Below are 24,544 nucleotides of genomic sequence, written 5' to 3'. Positions count from 1 at the left end.
CGGGCGAAGCGACCTCATTCGAAACCGAAGTCCCCGGCCTTGACTCCGGCGACGAACGCATCCCATTCGGCTCGGCTGAAAGCCAGCGGGGTGACATGCCGGTTCTTGGAATCCCGGATCAGAACCTCGTCTCCGGACTTCGCCACCTCGACACATGCCCCGTTGGCACATTGTCTGCTTCGTCGCCAGCGCGGTCCTTCCGTCTTTCTGATCATTTTGCGCACCTCCATGACGGCTCGAATCCACGGTAAGCGAATGAACCGGACGTAGGCGGCCGCGCACATGAGTGAAAACAAAACAACGCCGCTTATCACCTCAAATGTGAGGTATGCGGCGCTCGTTCGGGATGAAATATGAATTTTGTGAGTATTTTTTGACCGGCCCGCCCTGTCATCAACCATTCACACGCAGGGCGGGCAGGCCGACGACCTCAGAAGCGGAACTCGCCCGCGTTCACGCCCGACACGAACGCTTCCCACTCGGCCTTCGTGAAGCTCAGGGGCGTGACCTCGGGATTCTTCGAATCACGGATCAAGTACTGATCGTCGACCTTGGCAACCTCGACGCAGGTTGACGTGGCGCAACGGCTGCTCTTCCGCCATGCGGGCACGGTTGTCTCTCCCATTGTGGACCTCACGTTTAGATGCCGGGCCGCTCAAGGCGGCCCCGGCCTTGGCTATCGGCTTTCCCCAGGCGGTTGATCGATTCCGCCGCCTTCGAGGATTACAATCTGTCGCTGAATGAATTCGATCGTGTCTTGCTCATCGGCGACTTCTTCCCAAACTTTGTCGTAACGAGCGCGGTGTTTCGCGGTCGCTTCGCGGTCTTCGATCATTTCGTCACTCAAACCGGTCTCCCGGTAGAGGACCTCGCCCTCGCTCAGAACGAGCAGGTCGAAGCTTGCGTTGTTGGTCACTGACGCATCGATGGAGAACGGCACCATCCGTACCTGGATCGTGCCCGCTTCCGCGTGCTCCTTCAGGTATCGCAGCTGCTCAGCGAAGATCCGCGGACCGCCGATGGTGCGTCGCAGCACGGACTCGTCGAGCATCAGCATGAACCTGACCTGGCTGCCGGCTCTGGGGAGCAGCGCCTCGCGCCGCTTGGTCCGGGCCTCGATGCGCAGATTGCGCTCGTCCTCGGAGAGCTCGTCCTCGAACCGGGTCATCAGGGCGCTGGCGTACGCGGTGGTCTGCAGCGGGCCCGGGATGTAGTAGATCGCGTACGAGCGGATCTCGGTGGCTTCGATCTCGTACTCGATGAGTTTGCGCATCGGGTCGGTGAGGTTCTCGCGGAACTCGGCGGTCTGGTACCACGCCTGCCGTTGCCGCGTGCGGGCGATCCGAGTGTCCGCGAGAAGCGCCGCGGTCGTGGCCTTGTCCTTGATGCCGAGCAGTACGAGCAATGGGCGCAGATCGTTCGGGGAGATGCTGACATCCCCGTTCTCGATCCTGATCACTTTGCTCGTCGACCACTCCATCGCCTCGGCGACGTGACCCTGAGTGAGATTTGCTCGCTCGCGCGCTTCACGGAGCGCGAGGCGCACCCGTCGGCGTGCGATCGTAGGCGAATCGCCCTCAGCCATGAGTCCTTCAACGTCGAAGTGTGGGTGTAGCCGAAGTAATGGATGTCCTGGAGGTGCCACCTCGCAGATTGCCAACTGGCATTCAGCGAGGTCGCGGACATCCTATTACTGTCCTATCAGAACGACAGGGGCAAGGTGCGGTTTTGATCAAATAGAGATCTCACCCGAGAGGTATTCGCGAAATACCTGCTCACGCGGCAGCTAGCCCGTACCCCCAGGGTGTCCGTCCGGTGTCCTCCATGGCGCGTCGCAGCGCCCGGCTCACCTGGTTGAAAACGCGAGCGTCGGCCGAGGAGTAGAGCACGACAGCCTGGTTCCGGTACTGCGCGTGCAGCTCCCAATGCCTCGGCTTACGCCAGAGGGCGATTACAGCGGGTGCCGAGACAGCGACGAAGCCGGACACGAACCAGGTTGGGCTCGGCATCAGGCTCCACCCGGCGACTGCGGCGAACAGAGTGCCGACGGCGAGCGCGGGAGCGAACGGCCGCATGCGCGCGGGCGCCTGGACGAGGCCGACATTGCGCAGGTCTCGCACGGTGAAGGTGTGCTGGGTCGAAACGGTTATCCAGACGAATTGATCGTCGGTCACCATGGCGTCGGGCCCGGAGTAATAGGTGCGTGTGCGCATGGCGAACTCCTCTTCACTTTCCTTGCGAGGGGGAGGGGAGCGGACCACCATTGGCGCGAAGGACATCCCCGGCCTCGCGTGCCGCAAATGATCTTCAGGCGCAAAGCAAGATCAGTGCCGTGAAGCAAGAACAGTCGTGAAGAGCGACAACGGCACCCGTTTGCCGCCGGGTGCCGTTGTTTGTCTCTCCCTCCGACTCCACCCCTTTGTTGCCGTATTCGTAGTACAGCACGCCACAACGCTGTCCGCCATCACTCAATCTGCCATGTTGCAGATTGCGTACAAGCCGCTAAGCCCTCCTGTGGGCACGGCCACGCTCGCCGCGTCGGCGTTTCAGCCCTCAGCGGACCGGGTAGCCCAAACTCGGATGCCGCGACGAATCTGTATTTACGCAGGTGGGAAGGCGAATGCCGAATGGAGAGCAGACTGAGTGTCGCGGGACAGGCGGTGCAGCCGATCTTGGTGATGTTCCCGCTTGGCCTATTCGCGATGGCCGTATTGTTCGATATGGCCGACTTGCTGGGCGGCCCTAGCATCTTGGGCGCACTGGCCTACTGGAACATCATCGCCGGCCTGGTCGGCGGGCTTCTCGCCGCACTGGCCGGAGCTGTCGACGTCATGTTCGTGCACAACCCCGACACGCGCCGCCTCGGCGTGCTGCGCGGCCTGATCAACATGGGCGTACTGGTGATCTTCGCGGTCATCCTGATGCTCCGCGTGCACACGTCCGACCGTGTGGTCGGCGGCGGCCTCTTCGCCGTCGAGCTGCTCGCGTTCGGTCTCGCGATCTTCGGCGCCTGGTTCACCAGCGAACTGGCAAACGGCCGAGCCCCATCCTTCGCCCGCGCCGCAACAGGCAGCCGCGCAACCTGACTGCCGGCCGACGTCACTCGCTCCCGGAACCGCCACGGAGAGCGAGCACCCGGCAGAACGCAGCCCGCTCCGACCTCCATCCAGGAAACCTGTGGGTGCTCCGACCCCCACAGGTTTCCACCGCAGGTTCCCGCAAGCCAGCACCCCAGCCGAGCCGGCGGGTGACCGGGTGACCGGGTGACCGGGTGACCGGGTGACCGGGTGACCGGGTGACCGGGTGACCGGGTGACCGGGTGACCTGAGTCCTGGCCGTTCCGGCTGGTGCTCAGCGCTGCGAGAACGGTCGCGAGGCAGCGCCGGAAGCCAGCGGGGCTCTGTCGCAGGGTGGATCAGGTCGCACACAACGCCACCGTGTGCCCGGATCCACGCCCTGGCCGTGATGAAGCCACACAGACCGCAACCGTGCGACCCCACCTACGCCACACCCGGCATGCGTGCGCCCCCATCCACCCGCCACGTAGCCCCAAGCCCACGGTGGGCCTTCACCCCGCCGACGTCACCGGCGGCGGAAGAGGTACAGGGCCGCTGGGAAGAGCGCTCGGAACCTCAGCGGGTCCCGGTCCATTCCCCGGCCAGCCGGCGTACTTTTTTGAAACGCTAAGCATCGTGCTCTTGTCGCTTTTCGATCCCCCTCTCAGGGGAAGGCAGACGACAAAAGGGCAGCTCGCGGCATTGTCCTATCCCTTCAATAGGGATAGGACATCTGACCAGCATCGTCGCGGATCCGCTTCACTCCGACGAGTGCCATCGTGGGCTGGCCGCTTACCGCCGCAGCAAAACTTTACTGCGCCTTTCAACCGGTTGATATTCGAGGAATGTCGCCGTGTCTCATTCCGGAATGGTTTTACGAATTCTTATCGCATGAGCTATCTCGATGGAGATGCGATGGCCGAAGGGCGCCGCGGACTGCCCCGCTCCCCCGGCCAGTCCGAGCCAGGGCGTCCGAGCGGACAGGCCCCGACGGCAGAGCCCTCACAGCGCGGAGAGCCCCGGGCTTTGAACTGACAAAAGAAGAAACCCCAGGCCGTTTGACCTGGGGTTTCCTTCTGAGCCGCCTGACGGAATCGAACCGTCGACCTACGCATTACGAGTGCGTCGCTCTAGCCGACTGAGCTAAGGCGGCAACGAGAAATCAGTGTACGGCATGTGTCCGGCGGCTCGGAGCGGGGGACGCCAGATGCCCCAGGCCTGACTAGGATCAGTCGATGTCCTTCGTTCCACGACAGGATCCGGCGGAGTCCGAACAGACCGTTCCTGATCGGCCCAGCAGCATGGACCCTCAGGAGCTCGGCTTCACGCCTAAAGGGCCAATCGGCTGGCTGGCGCCGCTTCTGCTGCTCAGCACCGGGCTGCGGGCGCTGCTGGCGATCCTCTTCGGGGCGTACTTGGACAAGCGTGAGCTTCAGAACGCGCTGGACGACGACGTCTTCGACCACTCGGCGACGGCTGACGGCGAGCTGTGGCTGGACTATGTGGCGGATCTCGGCGACGGGTTCGACGCCACGTATTCGATGGCTCACCTGCTCGCCCGGCCCGAGCTGGAAGTGGACGGTGACCTGCTCCCCCGGGGCCGGCTGCTGCTGATGGGCGGCGACCAGGTCTATCCGCTGGCCAGCGGCGACGGTTATGAGAACCGGATGAAGGGCCCGTACCGCGCGGCCCTGCCGGAGGCTCCGGCCGGCGAGCCGCGACCCACGCTTTTCGCGCTGCCGGGCAACCACGATTGGTACGACGGGCTGACAGCCTTCCTCCGGCTCTTCGCCCGACGCAAGGACGGCCACATCGGCGGCTGGCGGACGGAGCAGCGCCGGTCGTACTTCGCGGTGAAGCTGCCGGCGAACTGGTGGCTGTTCGCGGTGGACGAGCAGTTCGGGGCGTACATCGACGACCCGCAGCTGCTGTATTTCGAGCGGGCCGCGGAAGGGGTCGGGCCGGACGACCGGATCATCCTGATGACACCGTCGCCGACCTGGGTGAAGGCGGCGGACGCCCCGGAGGAGTACGACGCCGTCGACTACTTCATCCGGACGATCCTGGCGCCGACCCGGGCGCACGTGCGGGTGCTCGTCTCCGGCGACCTGCACCACTACGCGAGGTACACCGGCGAGGACCGTGAGCTGATCACCTGCGGTGGCGGCGGGGCATACCTCCTGGGCACCCAGAACCTGCCGGAGGAGCTGACCGTGCCGGCCCGGGAGACGTTGACCCGCAGCAAGAGCCGCAGCCGGACGTACCAACTGACCGAACGCTTCCCGGACGCGGCGACGTCGCGCAAGTGGGGCTGGGGTGTCTTTCACCGGCTGCCGCGCCGCAACGCCGGGTTCGCCACGATGCTCGGGATCATCCAGACGCTGACGATGCTGGCGATGGCCGGTGCGGGAGCGGCCAGCCAGGGTGGGAGCATCCAGCGGCTGTTCACGATTCCGCTGGTCCTGATGCTGGTCATCATCATGGCGGCGACGATCCTGTTCGCACAGCCGCCGGGCGCGTCCTCACCGAAACACGCACGGCACTGGATTCTCGGGATCCTGCACGGTTTCGCGCAGATCGCCCTTGCTGTCGGTGGCACGTACATCTGGCTGCGGCTGGAGTTCCGGCTGTGGGAGTGGCCGGGCCCGCTGGTGGTGGCCGCTGTCGCGTACGGTCCGCTGATCGCGGTGCTGGCTACCCAGCTGACCGCTGTCTACCTGTTGATCGCGGCCGGTCTCGGGGTGAACCACAACGAGCTGTACGCCGGTCAGGGCATCGAGGACGGCAAGAGTTTCCTGCGCATGCACATCGACGCGGACGGGACGCTGACCATCCACCCGATCGGGCTGCGCAAGGTCTGCCACGAGTGGGTGCCGGACCCCACGGGTACGCCTGCGAGCCCGTGGCTACGGCCGAAAACCCCGCTCGACCCGCACCGGATCGAGCCGCCGGTCACGGTTGCGGGGCCGGGGGCGCCTCGCCCGTAGAGCTGTTGTACTCCGCGTCGTGGGCCTGTCGCGGCCCGCAGACCGAGGCACGGCTGCACGAGCAGCGCGACCCGTCGGCGTCGAGCCGGACGACGACGGCGTCCTTGGGCACGCTGTGCCCGACGACACGGCCGTCGCCCTCGGGAGTCGTCACCCGGGTGCCGACCGCCGGGGCCGAGGCCTGGAATTTCGCGTACAGAGGGTGCTCGTATTTCAGGCAGCACATCAGCCGGCCGCAGGCGCCGGAGATCCGCAGCGGGTTGAGCGGAAGGTCCTGGTCCTTCGCCATCCGGATGGTGACCGGCTCGAAGTCGGTGAGGAACGTGGCACAGCACAGGTCACGTCCGCAGGAACCGATGCCGCCCTGCACACGGGCGGAGTCGCGGGCGGAGAGCTGACGCAACTCGACCCGGCAGTGCAGGGTCGCGCCGAGGTCGCGTACCAAAGATCGGAAGTCGACCCGGTGTGGCGCGGTGAAGTAGATCGTCGTCCGCGCGCCGCCGGGTGAGTCGCCCTGCTCCAGGACGTGGTCGACGGCGACGACCTTCATCGGCAGCTCATGCGCCTTGATCAGTTTCTTGGCGGCGACTTTCGCCTCCGCTTTGCGTTTGCGCAGCAGCTCGTCGCGCCGCAGGTCGCGGTCGTCCGCGAGCCCGGCGACCTTAGGGAAACCGTCGGTCTCCTCGCTGACCCATTGCGGCGCCCAGACGCACTCCGCCACCTCGGGACCGTCGTCGGTCGGCACCAGAACGCGGTCGCCGACAGCCGGGGTGAACCCGTTCGGATCGAGGTAGTAGAGGCGGCCGTACCGGTTGAAGCTGACCGCGCACAGCATGCCCATGCGATCAACCCTACGACCCCCGGCAAGCCGTACCAAATGCCGGTTTTGAACTACCCGCGCGGGTTGTCGCATTGACGGTACGCATCCGGCCTGATCGACGGTCGTTGGCCAGTCCCGTAGACGCCGCCTCGAAAGGACCCCTCCATGACACCCGCCAGGTCGGTGATCACCAGCGTTGTCGCGCTGGGCGTCGCGGGCGCGATCACCGTGCCGTTGCCCGCGTTCGCCCATGCCTCGTCCTGCGCCAAGCCCGGCAGTCACGCCGCGCAGTCGTCGGCCCAGTTGCTGCGGATCAATCGGCTCGAGCTCGGCGCGGTGGCCGCACCCGCGACCCGATCTTCACAGGCTGCCGGTGGCCAAGGCGGGTGGGCCGGCTCCCCCTCACCGGCCGCGGCCCCTGCGGTGCCTTCCGGTGGTGCCGCGAGTCCCTCTTCTGCATCTCAGGGCAAGGGCTTCGGGCGTACGCACGAAAGCGCACCCGCAGTGAGCGGAGTCGCTCTGGGTGACGCCCGGAGCGTGCTGATCGCGAGCGGCTCGGTCAAGTCGGCGGCGGCGTCCCGGGCCCTGGACGGACGGGTCACGGGCGGCGCCTCGCGCAACGACCAAGCGGGCGCCGCCTCGCGCGACGACAGGGTGGGCGCCTCGCGCAATGATCTCGTGGTGCAGCAGGCGCCGCCGGGCAATCGCAAGGCGAGCACGCAGTTGCTGGGCGCGAAGCGTTTCGGACCGTTGCGCGCCGGTTCCGGGAACCTGTCCGCGCTGGCCCGCTGGAACGACGGCCTGGCCTGCGGTTCGATCACCGGCGAGGCGTCGGCGGCGTCGGCGGAGCTGAACCAGGTCACGCTGACCGGCGGCGGAAACCAGTCGCTGGTTCGCGTGCCGGACAGGTTCACCGCGTCGAGCAGCACCGGCGTGCGGCAACGCGGCGGCAAGCCGGAGTCCGTGTCGACCGCGACGCTGGCCGCCGGACGGCTGATTCTGGCTGACGGCGAGGTGCGCATCCGGGTGTTGAGGGCGGCGACGCTGCGGGTGAGCATGTCGAGTGCCGGGCGGAGCGAGGTCGATTACCAGCCGCCGGTAGTCGAGGTGACCCAGAGGGACAGCAAGCCGACGCTTCTCAACACTCCGGGTGACTACAAAGAGGTGACCCTGGGTGAGGAAGCGGTGCCGCTGGAGTCGCTGCCGACCGGGTTGACGGCGGCTGACCCGCTGCCATTGCCGTCGATCCCCGGATTGCCGGCGCTGGGCGATCTGGAAAGTACTCCCGCGAGTGGTGCCAGTGGCGCGAGGTTGCGCATCTCCCTCGGGGCGGCGCGGCAGGCGACCAAGGGCAAGGCCATCGCGGCACGAGCGACCGCGGTCAGGATCTCTTTGGTACGCGAGAGCGATGATTCCCGGGCGGTCGTCGCTGACCTGGGGCTGGGCATGCTTGAGGGTGCGGCCGTGGCGCCTCGCCGCGTTCCCGGCGCTTCCGATGATGCCGGCGGTGCCGGGGCCTCGACCGGCGTCTCCGCTGGCGTCTCCACGGGCGTCTCCACGGGCGTCTCCGCAGGCTCGAGTGATTCGGGTGCTGACGCGGCTGGTGTCGGCGCGGCCGGGTTGCCGATCACCGGGCCGGGCTTGATCCCGTTGCTGCTGGCCGGTTCCGGCCTGGTGATCGGCGGGATGTGCGCTTTCCTCCTGAGCAGCCGCAGGCGCCGGGAAGTCTGAAAAAGCACACTGTGGACGGTCGCGAGGTGGCGGCCCGCGACCGTCCACCCTTCCTTGCCCCGGTCAATTTTGCAGAGTGGCCGAGTGATTCAAGAGGGTTTCGCCTCGGTCATAACTGTCGGCCACGGTTCGCAGCAATGGAGTGGCGACGGCGGCGGCGAGGCGGGCCTCCTCGTCCGGCGGAAGAGTCTCGGTAGTGAGCGCCACCGCTTCCACTGAGACCAGCGCGGCGGCCAGCATCGCCGCCAGATCGCCGCGAGAACGGGCCATCCAGCTCGTCAGCGCGTCCGCCAGGTCGGCGGTCGCTTCCATCCGGCGGCTCAGGCTGTCCGGGCCGCCGTTCAGGTTTTCGGCGGTGCGGCGGCGTGCACGTTCGTACGCATCAGCGGCCTCGCCCTCCCACGCGCCCGCCAGCGGCAACGCGTCAGCGACCGCCGCGTAGGCCCGCACGTTGGCACGCAGCTCGGGCACCGCGTCGCGGATCGCCTCCGGGTAGAGCGCACCCACCGCCCGCGCCGCATCGCCCGGCAGCAGCCGGACCCGGCGCAGCTCGGTCCAGACCGGGTGGCCCTCGGGCGCGCCGACCGTGGAGAGCACCCGATCCACCCGGTCCAGCAGTGGGCTGGCGGCGTCCAGCAGGTGATCCAGCCGGTCCATCATCTAGAGCCCCCGCTGGAACCTGTGGCGGACCGTCTCGTCGGTATCGGAATAGGAACGTGCCCCGGACCGCACCGCCTGGGCAATCTCGGACAGCGACACGGAGGCCGCGGCCGCTTCCCGTGACCGTGCGGCAAGCACAGAGGTCCAACCGGCGTAGAGCGCGCGGCCGATCCGCCCGGGCCGGCCCGAGTTGTCGGCCCCGAAAGCGGCCGCGGCGGGTGCCAGCAACGGCAACTGTCGGTCCATCGTCGACAGAACAGCCGCGGCATTGTCGATCTGGTCGGCGAGTCGGTCCACCTCAGTGCCCCTCCAGCGTACGGAATGATCCGAAAACTTCGCCGTGCAGTTTTTCTCTCGCCCAGCGGGCCGCCTCGGCCGCGCTCACCACGGCGGCCTTGATCTCCGATGCGAATTCAGCCGGATCACGATGGCGCAGTTCACCGTGCAGCCGAACGTCCACAATGGCCCCAGCGGCGGTGACCACAACCTCGATCGACCGGTCCGGCGAGTGCACCGAGACGGAATGCGCGGCCACCGCCCGATCAAACTCGGACCGCAGGTCTTCGACGCGCCGGTACCGCTCGATCGCTTCGTCGATCCACGCCTCGTCGATCTCGCGGGCCATTCCGGCTCCTCACCGCGTGTCATGCCGCCGTAGCGTTCCGGCATCAGACCGTACCGCTTCGGTGACGGTCCCGCTACGCCGCAACCGGGTGCCTGTGGATAACCCGGGGTTCGGCAACTGAGGGTGACGGTGGTGACGGTGAGGATGACCGAAAGTAGCCGGCGGGTGGTGGTGGTGGGGGGGTGAGCCGTCGGCTCGGCGAGACGGGGGCCCACGGTGGACCGGCGGCTCCGCGAGACGGGGGCCCACGGTGGACCGGCGGCTCGCCGAGACACGAGCACACGGTGAGCCATCGGCTCCGCGAGACGGGGGCCCACGGTGGGGCCGGATGGCTGTTCTGCGTCACTCTTCGCCTGGATCATCACGGAGGGTGTGCCTGGCGAAGGGGTGCGCTGGGGCCGGCCCGATCTTGGAAACCTGTGGGTGCTCTGACCCCCACAGGTTTCCGCAAAGCCATCACTCTCCACCATTGCGGTAACAGCGCGTGACCACAAAGCTTCCGGCACACGCGAAACGACCCGCCACGCCGGTCTGCCCGGCAACTTGTGAGTTAGCGGTCGATCGGACGGCCAAACCGCACAAGATCTGGAGCAACGCTTCGCCACGAAGAGCAGTCGCCATGACCGAACCCACCCTCAGCGCCACAAAACGGCGAAATCGGGTGCTCGTGGCCGCGTTGCCGCCTCCACGTCATCGTGAGCACCAGCCGGCCCACACCGACTGGCCGGCCTCGGGCGACCACGAGCGCACGGTGTGCTCCCGGCACGCAACCCGGCGACGGACGAGCACGGCAACGACGGACGAGCACGGGCAACGACGGACGAGCACCGGCAACGACGGACGAGCACCGGCAACGACGGACGAGCACGGACGGCGACGGGCCAGCACGGACGGCGACGGGCCAGCACGGACGGCAACCGACAAGCACGAGCAACAACCGACAAGCACGAGCGGCAACGGACAAACTCAGGCAAAGACGGGCAAGCGCGAGCGGCTACCCCGTACCCGTGGGATTGGAGCCTGCGGCGGGTCGCCTGGTGGGGCCCCACCTCGGGGGTAGGGGCGACACGGCGTGCGGGGAATGTCGGGGCGGGGCAATACCATCGTCAGGTGGGTGATGTCTTCGCGGAACTGGTCGGGCAGGACGAGCCGGTGGAAATGCTCCGCCGGGCGGCTGCCGCCGCGGCTCGGGCGATCGCGGGTGACCCCGCAGGTGCCGGGGGCATGACGCATGCGTGGATCTTCACGGGGCCGCCGGGGGCCGGGCGGCAGACGGCGGCTCGGGTGTTCGCGGCGGCGCTTCAGTGTGAGCGGGACGGTGTCGGCTGCGGCGAGTGCCACGGGTGTCACACGACGCTCGGCGGGACGCACGCCGACGTGCGGATCGTGGTCTCGGAAGGGCTGTCGATCGCCGTGCGTGACATGCGTGCCCTGGTGATGCGTGCCGCGAGTTCGCCGTCGGCCGGGCGGTGGCAGGTGGTGATCGTCGAGGACGCCGATCGGCTCGGCGAGCGGGCCAGCAACGCGCTGCTCAAGGCCGTCGAGGAGCCGTCGCCACGGACCGTGTTCCTGCTCTGCACCCCGTCGGTGCATCCGGACGACATCTCGGTGACGATCCGTTCGCGGTGCCGGGTGGTTCCGCTGCGGCAGGCTCCGGCGGCCGCGGTCGCCGAGGTGCTGGCCAACCGGGACGGGATCGATCCGGAGCGGGCCGCCTGGGCGGCCGCCGCTGCGCAGGGTGACGTGGACCGGGCCCGGCAGCTCGCCACCGACGAGCAGGCGCGCCTCCGGCGTGAGGAGGTGCTCGCGGTGCCGCGCAAACTGAGCAGCATCGGGGCGTGTTTCGACCTGGCGCAGGCGATGGTGAACTCGGCACGGCGCGAGGCTGCCGACGCGGTCGCCGAGTCCGACGCTGCGGAAAAGGCCGCGCTGGAGCAGGCACTCGGCGCGGGCGGCACCGGCCGGGGCGCGACCACGGCGATGCGCGGCTCGGCCGGCCAGATCAAGGAGCTGGAGAAACGGCAGAAATCCCGGTCGACCCGCTCGCAGCGTGACGCGCTCGACAGGTCGCTGAAGGATCTTGCCGGTTTCTACCGCGACGTGCTGATCACCGGGCTTCGGGCGCCGGTCGCGGTGGTGCACGCCGACATCGAGCAGGTGTCCGCGGCCGCCGCCGAGCGCTGGTCGCCGGAGAGCGTGCTGCGGCGCCTGGAGGCGGTTCTGGCCTGCCAGGACGCCATCGAACGCAACGTGAAACCGGACATCGCCCTGGAAGCGATGATGGTCACCCTCTGGCGAGGGTGACTCAAGAAGGAGCGTTTTCCGGGTACGCCTCATCGACCTCGCTGAGCAACCCGGAGAGCCGTGTCGCCACCGCCGCGGCGAGCTCGTCGACCGGCCGGGACGCGTCCAGCACCAGGTAACGCTTCGGGTCGGCGGCGGCCAGGTCGAGGAACGCGTACCGCACCCGCTCGTGGAAGGCTCGGGACTCGCTCTCCAGGCGGTCGGCGCCGTCGCCACGGGAGTCGACCCGGGTCAGTCCGACGCCGGGTTCCACGTCCAGCAGCACCACGAGGTTGGGCTTGAGCCCGCCGGTGGCCCAGGACGACAGCCAGGAGATTTCCTGGACAGGCAGGGTACGCCCAGCGCCCTGGTAAGCCAGCGAAGAGTCGACATAACGGTCACTGACCACGACAGCACCGCGGGCCAGAGCCGGCCGGACGACAGTGGCGACGTGGTGTGCCCGGTCGGCGGCGTACAGAAGTGCCTCGGCCCGAGCGGAAGGCGCGTCCTCGACCTTGTTGAGCACCAGGCCGCGGATCCGGGAGCCGAGGTCGGTGGCGCCCGGTTCGCGGGTGACGACCACGTCCCGGCCCTGTTCGCGCAACGCCTCGGAGAGCAGGGTGACCTGGGTCGATTTTCCTGCGCCCTCGCCGCCCTCGAAGACCACGAACACGCCGGCCTGCACGAACGACTCAGCCGGTGACAGCGGGCGCCCGCGCAGCGAACCCCACAGGTCGGCGAGGACCGGAACACCCTTTTTGTCGTCCATCTGGCGGAACGAGCCGATGCCGACCCAGATGCCGATCGCGCCGCCGACAAGCAGCAGTACCCGGGTGGCGGAGACGTCGACGCTGAACGCGCCCAGGTCGACCCGGCGGGAGCTGCCGAGACCGACCAGGACACCGGACAGGGTGATCGCCAGCAGCAGGACCATCCGGACGCCGATCTGCACGACGGCGAAGACCCGGCCGCGCAGTTCGTCGGCGATCTCGGCGTACAAAAGGGTGGTGCCGGCCAGGAACGCCATGCCGGCGCCGGCGCCGACGAGCAGGGCACCGACAAGCGCCATCGATAGGTGGAAGGCGAGGCCGAGGAACATCACCGAGCCGCTGGCGAGCACGATGTTCATGCCGAACCAGCGACGCCGGGAGAGGTCCCGGACGATCATCGGGCCGAGGCCGATGCCGAGCGCCAGACCCATGAAGATCGTGCCGAAGAGCAGGTAGAAGGCGGCCTCACCGGCACCGAGCGACACCGCGTAGGTCCGGGCCGCGCCGATGACGATGCCGCCGGCCGCGAACGCACCGAAGATGCCCACCACCAGGCCGCGGACCATCGGGGTGCTGCCGATGTACTTCCAGCCGGCGGTGAACTGCTTGCCGAGGCTCTGCTCGGCGGCCTGTTCGCGGGCCGCGCTCTTGCCGCCGATCTCCTTGATGCCGAAGAACACCACGATCGCGGTGGCCAGCCGGGAGAACGCGTTGATGTAGAGCGCGATCTGCACCGGCTGCGCCCAGTCCGGCAGCGAGGCGCCGGACTGCTGCAGACCGGCCGTGAGCGCGGAGAGCAGCAGCGCCGCCAGGATCGGCGTGATCCCGTACGTGGTGATCAGGGTCAGCTGGTTGGAGATCTCGATCCGCGATTTCGGGATGAGGTTCGGAACCGCGGCCTCCTTGGCCGGGATCCAGATCAGCGTGATCGTCTCGCCGAGGAACGTCGCGATCGTGGCCCAGGCCACGGTGAGGCCGGGCGACCCGCCGAACAGCGGGACGAGCGGGATCGACAGGTAGATCACGAATCGCAGCAGGTCGACGATGACCATCGTGTAGCGGCGGTCGAAGCGGTCGGCGATGACTCCGGCGATCGGGCCGAGCAGCAGCGCGGGCAGCAGGCGTACGGCGATCGTTCCGCCGAACGCGGCGCCCTGTGCCGCCGGGTTGTCGAACTGGGCCGAGGCGAACAGACCGGTGGCGAGGATGCCGATCCAGTCACCGAACGACGCCGCTGCGAGGACGAGCCAGAGCCGGCGGAAGCCTCGGAGCCGGAGCACGGAGCGTAGTGCTGCCGCTCCGGACAGGTCGACGGGGCCACTCTCCTGGCGGTTTTCCGTACTGATGGCCCATACCTCCCGTGGTCACTGCTCGGAGCACTCTAACCGGCCGCCGCAGCTCACCGGGGGTCCGGCGGCTCCAGCCCGGATCCGCACGTTCGAGTGGCGCAGAGATGAATGTCTTTCGCGTTGCCCCTCTGAGCGGTTAACGTACTGACGTGCTCACTGACCGCATTGCCCTGCGACAGCGGCTCGACAAGGCCACCGACCACCTGGAGACCCCGGTCGCCGCGGTGGATCTGGTCGCCTTCGACGGCAATGCCGACGAGTTGACCCGGCGTGCCGCCGGCAAGCCGATACGCGTCGCCAGCAAGTCGGTGCGCTGCCGGGCACTGCTCGAACGTGTCCTGGCCCGGCCTGGCTGGCGGGGCGTCATGTCGTACACGCTGCCCGAGGCGATCTGGCTGGTCCGCGCCGGTGTGACCGACGACGTCCTGGTGGCGTACCCGACGGCTGACCGCACCGCGCTGCGCGAGCTGGCCGCCGACCCGGCGCTTGCCGCCTCCATCGCCATCATGGTCGACCACCCCTCTCAGCTGGACCTGATCGACCAGACTTCGGCGCCCGGGTCCCGGCCGCCGATCCGTCTCTGCATCGACGTGGACGCCTCCTGGAAGCCCGCGGGGCCCTTGCACGTCGGCGTCCGGCGCTCGCCGGTGCACTCGGCGGCCCAGGCCGGCACGCTGGCCCGCAAGATCGCTGCTCGGCAGGGCTTCACGCTGGTCGGGGTGATGTCGTACGAAGCGCACATCGCCGGCGTCGGCGACGATCCGCCCGGCCGGGCGCTCCGGGCGCGGGCCATCCGCCTCATGCAGAAGACCGCGCTGCCCGAGCTGCTGAGCCGGCGCGGCGCCGCGGTCGATGCGATCCGGCAGCACGCCGACCTGGAGTTCGTCAACGGCGGCGGCACCGGCAGCGTCGCCGCGACCAGCGCCGACCCGTCCGTCACCGAGGTGACCGCCGGCTCCGGTCTGTACGGCCCGACGCTGTTCGACTCGTACCGCAGCTGGAAGCCGGCCCCGGCCGCGTTCTTCGCGCTGTCGGTGGTCCGCCGCCCGGCGCCGCGGATCGCGACAGTGCTCGGCGGCGGCTGGATCGCGTCCGGCCCGGCCGAGGCGTCGCGGCTGCCTACTCCGTACCTGCCGGAGGGTCTGAAGTTCAAGAGTGACGAGGGCGCCGGCGAGGTGCAGACGCCCCTGCTCGGTACGGTCGCCGACGAGTTACGGCCCGGCGACCGGGTCTGGTTCAGGCACGCCAAGGCCGGCGAGCTGTGTGAACGCGTCAATCACGTACAACTGATCGACGGTGACACAGCGACGCCGGCCCCCACGTACCGCGGAGAAGGTCATGCCTTCCTGGGGTGAGAAAACCTCAGGCGTTGACGTGACGGTGCAGGTATTCCCTTATCAACGCTTTCGCCTCGATGAGGACCGCTTCGTCACCCGACGGGTCACGACGGAACGCCAGCTTGATCAGCGCGTCCGCCGCTTCCACCGAGATCTGCAGAGCGAACCGAAGCCGAACCCGGTCGATCAACTGGAACTGCTCGACCAGAAGCTCGGCCAGGCGCTCGGCGATGACCGCGTTGTTGTCGCGGTCGGAATCGAGCAGGTGAAGATCAACCACATCGCCGAAGTGAAGAGTCCGGAAACCCGGCACACTGCGGTGCATGTGGATGTACCCATCGATCGCCGCATCGACGGCGTCCCACCAATGGGTGAACGTCTCGCTGGCGAATCGATCGGAAAGACTCTGGAGGTACGCATCCATGTTGCGCAGAGCCAGAGCCTGAACGATGGCCCTCTTGTCGGGGAAGAACTGATAGACCGAGCCGATGGCGACTTCGGCGCGCTCGGCAAGCAGGGTGGTGGTCAGTCCTTCATAACCGACCTCATCCACCAGCTCGGCGCAGGCGTCGAGCATGCGCTGTACCCGGGCAACGCTTCTGCCCTGCACCGGAACCCGCCGCAGCGGTCCGGTGCTGACGGTTGGTGTCGACACGCGTCGCCACTCCCTCTCAGCAGTATTAAAAAGAACGTTACTCGGATCAACGAGCGAGGCGCATCGACGGGACGCCGTGTACCGGTGTCCGCTCGGACGGAGGACAAAAGCCGGAATGACTACACCCGTTAACGCTCGGCGCTGGACCAACTGGGGACGCAACCAGGAGGCCGTCGCGGAGCTTCTGACCCCCGGCAGTGTCGACGAGGTAGCCGCCTCAGTGAACCAGGCCACGGCAAACGGGCGTCGCGTGAAAGTGGTCGGCAGCGGACACTCGTTCACCGCGATCGCGGTCGCTGACGACCAGCGGATGACCGTTCACCGGCTCAACCAGCTCGTCTCGATCGACGGCCCGCTCGTCACCGTGCAGGCCGGGATGCGCCTGTCCACACTCAACGCGCTGCTCGCCGCCAACGGGCTGGCCATGCCGAACCTGGGCGACATCGACGCGCAGACGGTCGCCGGCGCCATCTCCACCGGAACTCATGGCACCGGCGCGGCGCACTCCACCCTGGCGTCCAGCGTGGAGGCGGTGACCATGGTGACCGCGGCCGGGAAGGTCGAACGCTTCACCGCGGACGCACCGGAGTTCCAGGCTGTCCGGCTTGGACTCGGCGCGCTCGGTGTGCTCGTCGAGGTGACGCTGCGGTGCGTGCCCGAATTCGTGCTGCGTGCCGACGAGGAGCCGATGGCGCTCGCCGACGTGCTGGCCGGCATGGAGGAGTGGATCGGGACCAACGACCACGTCGAGTTCTACTGGTACCCGTACACCGATCGGGCGCAGCTCAAGCGCAACAACATCGTGGACGTGCACGACAAGCCGCTCTCCAGGTTCCGGGGCTGGCTCGACGACGAATTCCTGTCCAACACGCTCTGGCAGGGCGTCTGCAGCCTGGGCCAGCGATTTCCCAACACCGTCCCGGCGGTGAACTCGTTCGCGGCTCGCGCGCTCAGCCCCCGGTCGTACACCGGCCGGTCGGACCGCGTCTTCTGCTCGTCGCGGCGGGTGCGGTTCACCGAGATGGAGTACGAGATCCCGCGGGCGGCGCTGCCCGAGGTGCTCGACGCCCTGCCCCGGATCTACGACGTGCTGCCGTTCAAGGTGCAGTTCCCGGTCGAGGTGCGGTTCACCGGACCGGACGACGTCTGGCTGTCGCATGGGTACGGGCGGGAATCCGCGTACATCGCGGTGCACCAGTTCCTCGGCAGCGAGTACGAGCCGTACTTCCGGGCTGTCGAGTCGCTCTGCGAGCCGCTGGGTGGCCGGCCGCACTGGGGGAAGCTGCACTATCGGGATGCGGCGACGCTTCGTCCCGCGTACCCGAAATTTGACGACTTCGTGGCGGTGCGCGACCGCCTGGACCCGGTCCGGGTTTTTACCAACAATTACCTGGACCGGGTGCTGGGAGCCTGACCGTCACTCGGTGGTGGCCGCCGCCTTGCGCGGCGCCGCCTTCTTGGCCGGGGTGGCTTTCTTGGCGGCCGTCGTCTTCTTGGCGGCGGTCGTCTTCTTGGCGGCGGTCGCCTTCTTCGCCGGAGCCTTCTTCGCCGCCGCTGCCGTGGTGCCGTCGGCGGCCTTCTTGGCGGGCGCCTTCTTCGCGGCGGCCTTCTTCTTCGGGGCCGGGCCCTTCGCGCGCTTCTCAGCGAGCATCTCGGACGCTTCCGCGATGGTGAGCTCTTCCGGCGTCTGACCGCGCCGCAGCGACGCGTTGTACTCGCCGTCGGTCACGTAAGGACCGAACCGGCCCTCCTTGATGATCATCGGCTTCTCGGTCGCCGGGTCGTTGCCCATCTCGCGCAGCGGCGGCTTGGCCGTGCGGGCCTGACGGGTCTTCGGCGCGGCCAGCAGGGCGAGCGCTTCCTCCAGCGTGACCGTGAAGAGCTGGTCCTCACTGGCCAGCGACCGGAAGTCGTCACCACGCTTCACGTACGGACCGAAACGACCGTTGTTCGCCAGGATCTCGTTGCCGTCCGGATCCTTGCCCACCGACCGCGGCAGCTCCAGCAGCTTGAGCGCCTGCTCCAGGGTCAGCGAGTCCGGCGTCTGCGTCTTGAGCAGCGAAGCCTTGCGCTCGCCGCTCTGCACGTACGGCCCGAAGCGGCCGGACTTGAGCTGGACCGACTCGCCGGTCGCCGGGTCGTCACCGAGGCTGCGCTCGCCGCCGCCACCGAGGAAAAGCTCGTCGACCTTTTCCGGGGTGAGCTCGTCCGGTGCGACACCCTCCGGGATGGAGGCGCGGTCGCCCGGGGTCTCGTCGTCCGCGCCCGGCAGTTCGCGCTGCAGGTAAGGACCGTAGCGGCCGACCCGGACCACGATGCCGCGGCCCTGCTCGTCGGTGTAGAGCGGGATCGAGTTGACCGCGCGGGCGTCGATCGCGCTCAGGTTGTCGGTGACCATCTTCTTCAGGCCGCCGGCCTTGGCGATCGCGTCGTCCGCGCCCGGCGTCTGGCTGCCGAAGTAGAAGGAGGTGAGGAAGTCCAGCGCGGCGTGGTCGCCACCGGCGATGTCGTCGAGCTGAGTCTCCATCGAGGCGGTGAAGTTGTAGTCCACCAGCCGCGGGTAGTGCCCTTCGAGCAGGCCGATCACGGCGAACGCCAGGAACGACGGGATCATCGCCTGGCCGCGCTTCTCCACGTAACCGCGGTCCTGGATGGTCCGCATGATCGACTCGTACGTCGACGGGCGGCCGATGCCCAGCTCTTCCAGCGCCTTGACCAGCGAAGCCTCGGTGTAACGCGCCGGCGGGGAGGTGTGGTGGCCGACCGCGGCAAGCTCGTCGGCGGTCAGCGGCTGGTCCTTCACCAGGTTCGGCAGGCGGCGCTCGGCGTCCTCGGCCTCGGCGGTCTCGTCGTCGGACGACTCCACGTATGCCCGGAGGAAGCCGGGGTCGGTGATGGTCTTGCCAGAGGCCGAGAAGTCGACCTCCTCGTTCGCCGTGGAGATCGCCCGGATGCGGACGCTCACCGAGTTGCCGACCGCGTCGGTCATCTGCGAGGCGATGGTGCGCCGCCAGATCAGCTCGTAGAGCTTGAACTCGTCGGTGGTCAGCTCCTTGGCGACCTCTCCCGGCGTACGGAAGTTGTCACCGGCGGGCCGGATCGCCTCGTGCGCCTCCTGCGCGTTCTTCACCTTGCCGGTGTAGCGGCGCGGCTGCGGCGGAACGTTGTTCGCTCCGTACAGCTCGGCGATCTGGCGGCGGGCCGCGGTCAGAGCCGTCTCGGAGAGGTTCACCGAGTCGGTACGCATGTAGGTGATGTAACCGTTCTCGTACAGCTTCTGCGCGGTGCGCATCGTCTGCGAAGCGGAGAACCGCATCTTGCGGGCGGCTTCCTGCTGGAGCGTCGAGGTGATGAACGGCGCGTAGGGCCGGCGCCGGTACGGCTTTTCCTCGACCCGGGTGACAGTGAACGGCCGGTCCTCCAGGCGGGCGGCGAGCCCTCGGGCGCCGTCACCGTCCAGATGCACCACACCGGCGCCCGGCTTGACCTTGCCTGTGGTCGGCTCGAAGTCCTTGCCGGTGGCGATCCGGTCGCCGTCCAGCGCGATCATCGTCGCCTGGAAGCTGCGGGCGCCCTCGACCTGGCCCTGCACCGAGAGGGAGGCCAGGATGTCCCAGTACTCCGCGGAGCGGAACGCCATGCGCTGCCGCTCGCGCTCGACCACGATCCGGGTGGCGACCGACTGCACACGCCCTGCGGAGAGCTTCGGCATCACCTTCTTCCACAGGACCGGGCTGACCTCGTAGCCGTACAGCCGGTCCAGGATGCGGCGTGCTTCCTGTGCGTCCACCAGGGAACGGTCGATCTCGCGCGGGTTCGCCACCGCGGCCTGGATGGCCGGCTTGGTGATCTCGTGGAAGACCATCCGCTTGACCGGCACCTTGGGCTTGATCGTCTCGACCAGGTGCCAGGCGATGGCCTCGCCTTCGCGGTCCTCATCGGTGGCGAGGAAGATCTCGTCCACCTCTTTCGACAGCTTCACCAGCTTGGCGATCTGGGCCTTGCGGTCCTGGGAGACCACGTACAGAGCCTTGAAGCCGTTGTCGACGTCGACACCGAGCCGGGCCCACGCCTCGTCCTTGTACTTCGCGGGGACGTCGGCGGCGTTGCGCGGCAGGTCGCGGACATGACCGAAGGAGGCCTCGACGAAGTAGTCGGGGCCCAGGTAACCGGCGATCGTCTTGGCCTTCGACGGAGACTCGACGATGACCAGACGGGTCGTCCTGGCGTTACTCGGCACGGCACTCCCAGCTATCGATACTCGGCGCTCCCCCACTTGCCCGGCGCTCTTGCCCGGCGGAGCACAGATGTTCAACGTAACGCGCCGGACGGGCCTGCATTCCCCGGGAACCCCGCAGCCGGATGGTAACGGTCCGGCCACCGCATGCGTCCGACCGCGACACCGTACACCGGGAAACCTGTGTCGTGTCGGACACAATCCCGGAAGATCACGCGGCTGCGCTGCCTGGCCAAACCTCCTGCGGCGCTGCTGACGGACGCTCACCGACCAGCTCCGCGAGTCGCGTGAGCCGCCGCCGGCCGGTGACGAGATAGATCCGTCCATCATCCGACACCCGGCCCGCCAAACCGGCCCGGACCAGCGCGGCTTCCACCGGAAGAGGATCTTTTCGCGGGTCGAGTCCCAGCGCGTAACCGCCGGCGTGGGGTCCGCCTGCGGCGGCCACCCAGAGCCGTAGCCGAGGTCCGCTGAGGAAAAGCTGGGCGGCGGCCTGCGGCCACCCGTTCGCCAGGGCGTTCAACCTTCGGGAGTACGCGGTACGGACCTCGAAAAGCTGCTGGACAGGCTCCGGCTCCTCGGCGAGTTCGTCGTGTTCGTCACTTTCACTGTGTCCGGCTTCATCGAGCTCGCTGGGCTCTTCGGGTTTCTCGACCGGCTCCCAGCCCGCGGCGAGGCCGCGCGCCACCAATTCGGCGACCAGCACGTGCACCCGCCAGGCGGCATCCACCTGAACCGAGACGCGGGCCGTGCCACCCATCCGGCCGAGCTTGCCGGGGCCGGCGAGCAGTCCGGCGAGATCGGCCGGCGACGGCTCGATGGTCTCCGCGCCGAACATCGTCAGCTGGCGGCCGGGCCGCCGGCCTGCCGCGCCGCGCTGGATGATCCTTTTCGCCACCGGGACCGGCGGAGGAAGGATCTCGCGCGGTATCAGCGGCCACCCCGCGTCGGTCATCTCACCGGGACTCCGCGCTCATTGGCATTCCGGCAGGGAGTCGAAAGCCTGCCGGAGCTCGACCGACTCCAGTTTCGTGGTGTCGAGGTTGCTCTTCTCATAATCCGTGGTGAGCCGGTCGAGCACCTTGCTCACTTCGGCGTAAAAAGCGTCCGCGGGCCGGGTGGCGAGCGCCTCGACGCCGGTACGCGCCTGCCCGTACGCGTCCCGGATCCCGGCCAGCGAGCCCAGGAACCCGTCGGCGATCTCCTGGCCGTCGTCCACTGCGGGCACCCCGGCGCGCTCCACACCGGCTCTGGCCTGTTCACTCGCGGTGGCCGCGCCGTCGAAGAGACGGGCCAGGTTTTCTTTCGCCTGGCCCGGTGTGGTGCCCGCTGTCATCTGGGCCTGTGCACGACTCGTCAGCGAGTCGATCTCGCTGCGCCACGGGTTCAGCGAGGTGCAGACCAGGGCGGCCCAGGCCTGTGCTCCGGGCTGCCCGGAACAGGCGCTCAGCGGCACGGCGAGCACGAGAACGAGAGCCAGGGAGATCGGTCGGACCGCGCGCATGGGAGCAGAGTACGGCCACCGGCGGACACTCCACACGCCTCGATCGAGTCATAGCGAAGGGCACCCGGAGGCCGGGTGCCCTTCATGATGCGATTCGTCCTGGTCAGACGTTGTCCTTCACCCGGGAAGCCGACGTTTCGTGGCTGTCCTGAGCGGCCTTCGCGGCGTCAGCGGCGCCGGCAGCCGAGGCCTCGGCGGGGTCGTCACCCATCGAGATCGGCTTACGCTTGCTCCAGACCACCGCGGCGGTCACGATCGCCACCGCGAGGATCGCGACACCGACCCGGACGCCGATGCTCGCGTCGGTGCCGTAACTGACTGCCACGACCGCCGGAGCGATCAGCAGCGAGACCAGGTTCATCACCTTCAGCAGCGGGTTGATCGCCGGTCCGGCGGTGTCCTTGAACGGGTCACCGACCGTGTCACCGATCACCGTGGCGGCATGCGCCTCGGAGCCCTTGCCGCCGTACGAGCCGTCCTCGACCAGCTTCTTCGCGTTGTCCCACGCGCCACCGGAGTTGGACAGGAAGACCGCCATCAGCGTTCCGGTGCCGATCGCGCCGGCCAGGTACGCCGCCAGGGCGCCCGGGCCGAGCCCGAAGCCCACCGCGATCGGGGCCATGATCGCCAGCAGGCCGGGGGTGAGCAGCTCACGCTGCGCGTCCCGGGTGCAGATGTCGACCACACGGCCGTACTCCGGACGCTGGGTGCCGTCCATGATCCCCGGGAACTCGCGGAACTGGCGGCGAACCTCCATCACGACGGCGCCGGCCGAGCGGGAGACCGCGTTGATCGCCAGGCCGGAGAATAGGAAGACCACCGCCGAACCGATCAGCAGACCGACCAGGCTGCGTGGGTTGGCGATGTTGAGCAGTCCGAGGATCTCGTTGCCCACCTCGGTCACCCCGGCGTCGGCCAGCGCGCTGGCCAGGCTGTTCGTGTACGACCCGAACAGCGCCGTGGCAGCCAGGACCGCCGTCGCGATCGCGATGCCCTTGGTGATCGCCTTCGTGGTGTTGCCGACCGCGTCGAGCTCGGTGAGGATCTGCGCGCCGCGCTCGTCGACGTCACCGGACATCTCCGCGATGCCCTGCGCGTTGTCCGAGATCGGGCCGAACGTGTCCATCGCCACGATCACGCCGACCGTGGTGAGCAGGCCGGTGCCGGCCAGCGCCACCGCGAACAGCGAGAGCGTCAGCGACGACCCGCCGAGCAGGAACGCGCCGTAGACGCCGGCACCGAGCAGCAGCGCCGAGTAGACAGCCGACTCCAGGCCGACGCTGATGCCGGCCAGGATCACGGTGGCCGCGCCGGTCTGCGACGACTTGCCGATGTCCTGCACCGGCCGGCGGTTGGTCTCGGTGAAGTACCCGGTCAGCGCCTGGATGGCGGCGGCCAGCACGATGCCGATGACGACCGCGCCGATCGCGATCAGCTGCGGGTTCTGGCCGCTCGCCAGGACTCCCTCGTCGATCCCGCTGTCGCCGAAACCGGCGAAGGTGTCCGGCAGGTAGAGGAAGCTGACCACGGCCACCGCGACCGCGGAGATCGCGGCCGAGATGTAGAAGGCCCGGTTGATCGCGGTGAGGCCGTTACGGTCGCTCTGCCGCAGCCGGGTGATGAAGACACCGACGATCGCGATCAGCACACCGATCGTGGAGACGATCAGCGGGAAGATCAGACCGTCCTGGCCGAACGCGGCCTGTCCCAGGATCAGCGCCGCGACCAGGGTCACCGCGTACGACTCGAAGAGGTCGGCGGCCATGCCGGCACAGTCACCGACGTTGTCGCCCACGTTGTCCGCGATCGTGGCGGCGTTGCGCGGGTCGTCTTCGGGGATGCCCTGCTCGACCTTGCCGACCAGGTCGGCGCCGACGTCCGCGGCCTTGGTGAAGATGCCGCCGCCGACCCGCATGAACATGGCGAGCAGCGCGGCGCCGAAGCCGAAGCCCTCAAGAACGGTGGGCGCGTCACTGTTGAAGATCAGGACGACCAGGGCCGCTCCGAACAGACCGAGGCCCACAGTGAGGAAGCCCACCACGCCACCGGTACGGAACGCGATGCCCATCGCCTTCTCGCGACCGCCTGGCTCACCGGCTGCCGCGGCGACCCGCAGGTTCGCCCGCGTCGCCAGGGCCATGCCGGCGCCACCGATGAACGCGCTGAAAATGGCACCGACGATGAAGAAGAGAGATCTGCCGATCTTGACGAGCGTTTCGTTCTCGGTCGCGTGCACCGGCAGCAGGAACAGCAGCACGACCGCGATCAACACGAAGATCGCGAGGGTCCGGAACTGCCGGATCAGGTACGCCGAAGCGCCCTCCTGGACCGCGCCGGCGATCTCCTGCATCTTCTGGGTGCCACGCCCGTTGCGCAGCACGGATTGAACGAACATCGCGGCGAAGCCAAGCGCCACCAGCGCGAACACCAGCGCGACGATGACGTAGGAGAGGTTCTCACCGCTCAGGGACACCCCGCCACCCTCGGCGGCGAGGTCTATCGAGGTCCCGGACATCAATGTCCTCCTGTA

General features: G+C 68.2%; 20 protein-coding genes and 1 tRNA gene. 6 read left to right on the top strand and 15 right to left on the bottom strand.

The features are described 5' to 3' along the window. Positions 1–14: 14 nt before the first annotated feature. The 4 genes from ACQP2E_RS01505 to ACQP2E_RS01490 all read right to left on the bottom strand — a co-directional run bounded on the left by ACQP2E_RS01505 (position 15) and on the right by ACQP2E_RS01490 (position 2,213). Positions 15–146: a DUF397 domain-containing protein gene (locus ACQP2E_RS01505; protein WP_433828094.1), complete on the bottom strand. Its 132-nt coding sequence runs from the start codon at positions 144–146 to the stop codon at positions 15–17. Positions 147–430: 284 nt separating this feature from the next. Beyond that, the gene (locus ACQP2E_RS01500) at positions 431–625 is read right to left on the bottom strand and encodes a DUF397 domain-containing protein (RefSeq protein ID WP_111652007.1); all 195 of its coding nucleotides are present in this window, start codon (positions 623–625) and stop codon (positions 431–433) included. A 51-nt stretch (positions 626–676) separates the two neighbouring features. Beyond that, positions 677–1,546: a helix-turn-helix domain-containing protein gene (locus tag ACQP2E_RS01495; protein WP_433828093.1), complete on the bottom strand. Its 870-nt coding sequence runs from the start codon at positions 1,544–1,546 to the stop codon at positions 677–679. 229 nt (positions 1,547–1,775) lie between these two features. Beyond that, complete coding sequence (locus ACQP2E_RS01490) at positions 1,776–2,213, bottom strand: DUF6232 family protein (protein ID WP_433828092.1); 438 nt, start codon at positions 2,211–2,213, stop codon at positions 1,776–1,778. A 414-nt stretch (positions 2,214–2,627) separates the two neighbouring features. On the opposite strand from ACQP2E_RS01490, the gene ACQP2E_RS01485 reads away from it, so the two are divergent. Continuing rightward, positions 2,628–3,086, top strand: a complete 459-nt coding sequence (locus ACQP2E_RS01485; protein ID WP_433828091.1) for a DUF2231 domain-containing protein — start codon at positions 2,628–2,630, stop codon at positions 3,084–3,086. Positions 3,087–4,135: 1,049 nt separating this feature from the next. On the opposite strand, the gene ACQP2E_RS01480 is transcribed toward ACQP2E_RS01485, so the two are convergent. Further along, a tRNA-Thr gene (locus ACQP2E_RS01480) sits at positions 4,136–4,209 on the bottom strand. Positions 4,210–4,291: 82 nt separating this feature from the next. Here ACQP2E_RS01480 and ACQP2E_RS01475 point away from each other — a divergent pair. Continuing rightward, positions 4,292–6,043, top strand: a complete 1,752-nt coding sequence (locus tag ACQP2E_RS01475) for a metallophosphoesterase (protein ID WP_433828090.1) — start codon at positions 4,292–4,294, stop codon at positions 6,041–6,043. Here ACQP2E_RS01475 and ACQP2E_RS01470 read toward each other — a convergent pair. Beyond that, on the bottom strand, positions 6,009–6,884 hold the full coding sequence (locus ACQP2E_RS01470; RefSeq protein ID WP_433828089.1) for a PSP1 domain-containing protein: 876 nt from the start codon (positions 6,882–6,884) through the stop codon (positions 6,009–6,011). The genes ACQP2E_RS01475 and ACQP2E_RS01470 overlap by 35 nt on opposite strands. Before the next feature lie 144 nt (positions 6,885–7,028). Between ACQP2E_RS01470 and ACQP2E_RS01465 the strand changes: the two genes are divergently transcribed. Beyond that, positions 7,029–8,594 (top strand): hypothetical protein, encoded by a 1,566-nt coding sequence (locus ACQP2E_RS01465; RefSeq protein ID WP_433828088.1) that lies wholly within the window; start codon positions 7,029–7,031, stop codon positions 8,592–8,594. A gap of 63 nt (positions 8,595–8,657) precedes the next feature. On the opposite strand, the gene ACQP2E_RS01460 is transcribed toward ACQP2E_RS01465, so the two are convergent. From ACQP2E_RS01460 to ACQP2E_RS01450, 3 genes are read right to left on the bottom strand one after another with little or no spacing between them, the layout of a single operon-like run. Continuing rightward, positions 8,658–9,254 (bottom strand): hypothetical protein, encoded by a 597-nt coding sequence (locus ACQP2E_RS01460; protein WP_433828087.1) that lies wholly within the window; start codon positions 9,252–9,254, stop codon positions 8,658–8,660. Further along, positions 9,255–9,551, bottom strand: a complete 297-nt coding sequence (locus ACQP2E_RS01455; protein ID WP_433828086.1) for a hypothetical protein — start codon at positions 9,549–9,551, stop codon at positions 9,255–9,257. Between the two features lies 1 nt (position 9,552). After that, positions 9,553–9,879: a YbaB/EbfC family nucleoid-associated protein gene (locus ACQP2E_RS01450; protein WP_433828085.1), complete on the bottom strand. Its 327-nt coding sequence runs from the start codon at positions 9,877–9,879 to the stop codon at positions 9,553–9,555. Between the two features lie 1,110 nt (positions 9,880–10,989). On the opposite strand from ACQP2E_RS01450, the gene ACQP2E_RS01445 reads away from it, so the two are divergent. After that, positions 10,990–12,183, top strand: a complete 1,194-nt coding sequence (locus tag ACQP2E_RS01445) for a DNA polymerase III subunit delta' (RefSeq protein WP_433828084.1) — start codon at positions 10,990–10,992, stop codon at positions 12,181–12,183. Position 12,184: 1 nt separating this feature from the next. Here ACQP2E_RS01445 and tmk read toward each other — a convergent pair whose 3' ends face one another. Next, positions 12,185–14,212 (bottom strand): dTMP kinase, encoded by a 2,028-nt coding sequence (gene tmk / locus ACQP2E_RS01440; RefSeq protein ID WP_433828083.1) that lies wholly within the window; start codon positions 14,210–14,212, stop codon positions 12,185–12,187. A gap of 218 nt (positions 14,213–14,430) precedes the next feature. Between tmk and ACQP2E_RS01435 the strand changes: the two genes are divergently transcribed. Then, positions 14,431–15,636, top strand: coding sequence for an amino acid deaminase/aldolase (locus tag ACQP2E_RS01435; RefSeq protein ID WP_433828082.1), 1,206 nt, complete (start codon positions 14,431–14,433; stop codon positions 15,634–15,636). 7 nt (positions 15,637–15,643) lie between these two features. On the opposite strand, the gene ACQP2E_RS01430 is transcribed toward ACQP2E_RS01435, so the two are convergent. After that, complete coding sequence (locus ACQP2E_RS01430; RefSeq protein WP_433828081.1) at positions 15,644–16,273, bottom strand: TetR family transcriptional regulator; 630 nt, start codon at positions 16,271–16,273, stop codon at positions 15,644–15,646. 115 nt (positions 16,274–16,388) lie between these two features. On the opposite strand from ACQP2E_RS01430, the gene ACQP2E_RS01425 reads away from it, so the two are divergent. Next, complete coding sequence (locus ACQP2E_RS01425; protein ID WP_433828080.1) at positions 16,389–17,687, top strand: D-arabinono-1,4-lactone oxidase; 1,299 nt, start codon at positions 16,389–16,391, stop codon at positions 17,685–17,687. Between the two features lie 3 nt (positions 17,688–17,690). On the opposite strand, the gene topA is transcribed toward ACQP2E_RS01425, so the two are convergent. The 4 genes from topA to ACQP2E_RS01405 all read right to left on the bottom strand — a co-directional run bounded on the left by topA (position 17,691) and on the right by ACQP2E_RS01405 (position 24,529). Continuing rightward, positions 17,691–20,513, bottom strand: a complete 2,823-nt coding sequence (topA, locus tag ACQP2E_RS01420) for a type I DNA topoisomerase (protein WP_433828079.1) — start codon at positions 20,511–20,513, stop codon at positions 17,691–17,693. Positions 20,514–20,721: 208 nt separating this feature from the next. Next, a complete protein-coding gene (locus tag ACQP2E_RS01415) occupies positions 20,722–21,465 on the bottom strand; it encodes a hypothetical protein (RefSeq protein WP_433828078.1) in 744 nt (247 codons plus the stop codon). A gap of 18 nt (positions 21,466–21,483) precedes the next feature. Then, positions 21,484–22,014, bottom strand: coding sequence for a hypothetical protein (locus tag ACQP2E_RS01410; RefSeq protein ID WP_433828077.1), 531 nt, complete (start codon positions 22,012–22,014; stop codon positions 21,484–21,486). A gap of 103 nt (positions 22,015–22,117) precedes the next feature. Further along, a complete protein-coding gene (locus ACQP2E_RS01405) occupies positions 22,118–24,529 on the bottom strand; it encodes a sodium-translocating pyrophosphatase (RefSeq protein ID WP_433828076.1) in 2,412 nt (803 codons plus the stop codon). Positions 24,530–24,544: the final 15 nt, after the last annotated feature.

Origin of the sequence: Actinoplanes sp. CA-015351, assembly GCF_050955685.1 — a bacterium.
Lineage (GTDB): Bacteria > Actinomycetota > Actinomycetes > Mycobacteriales > Micromonosporaceae > Actinoplanes.
Note: the sequence above shows the minus strand (reverse complement) of the source record. Positions and strands in the feature narration are given on the sequence as shown.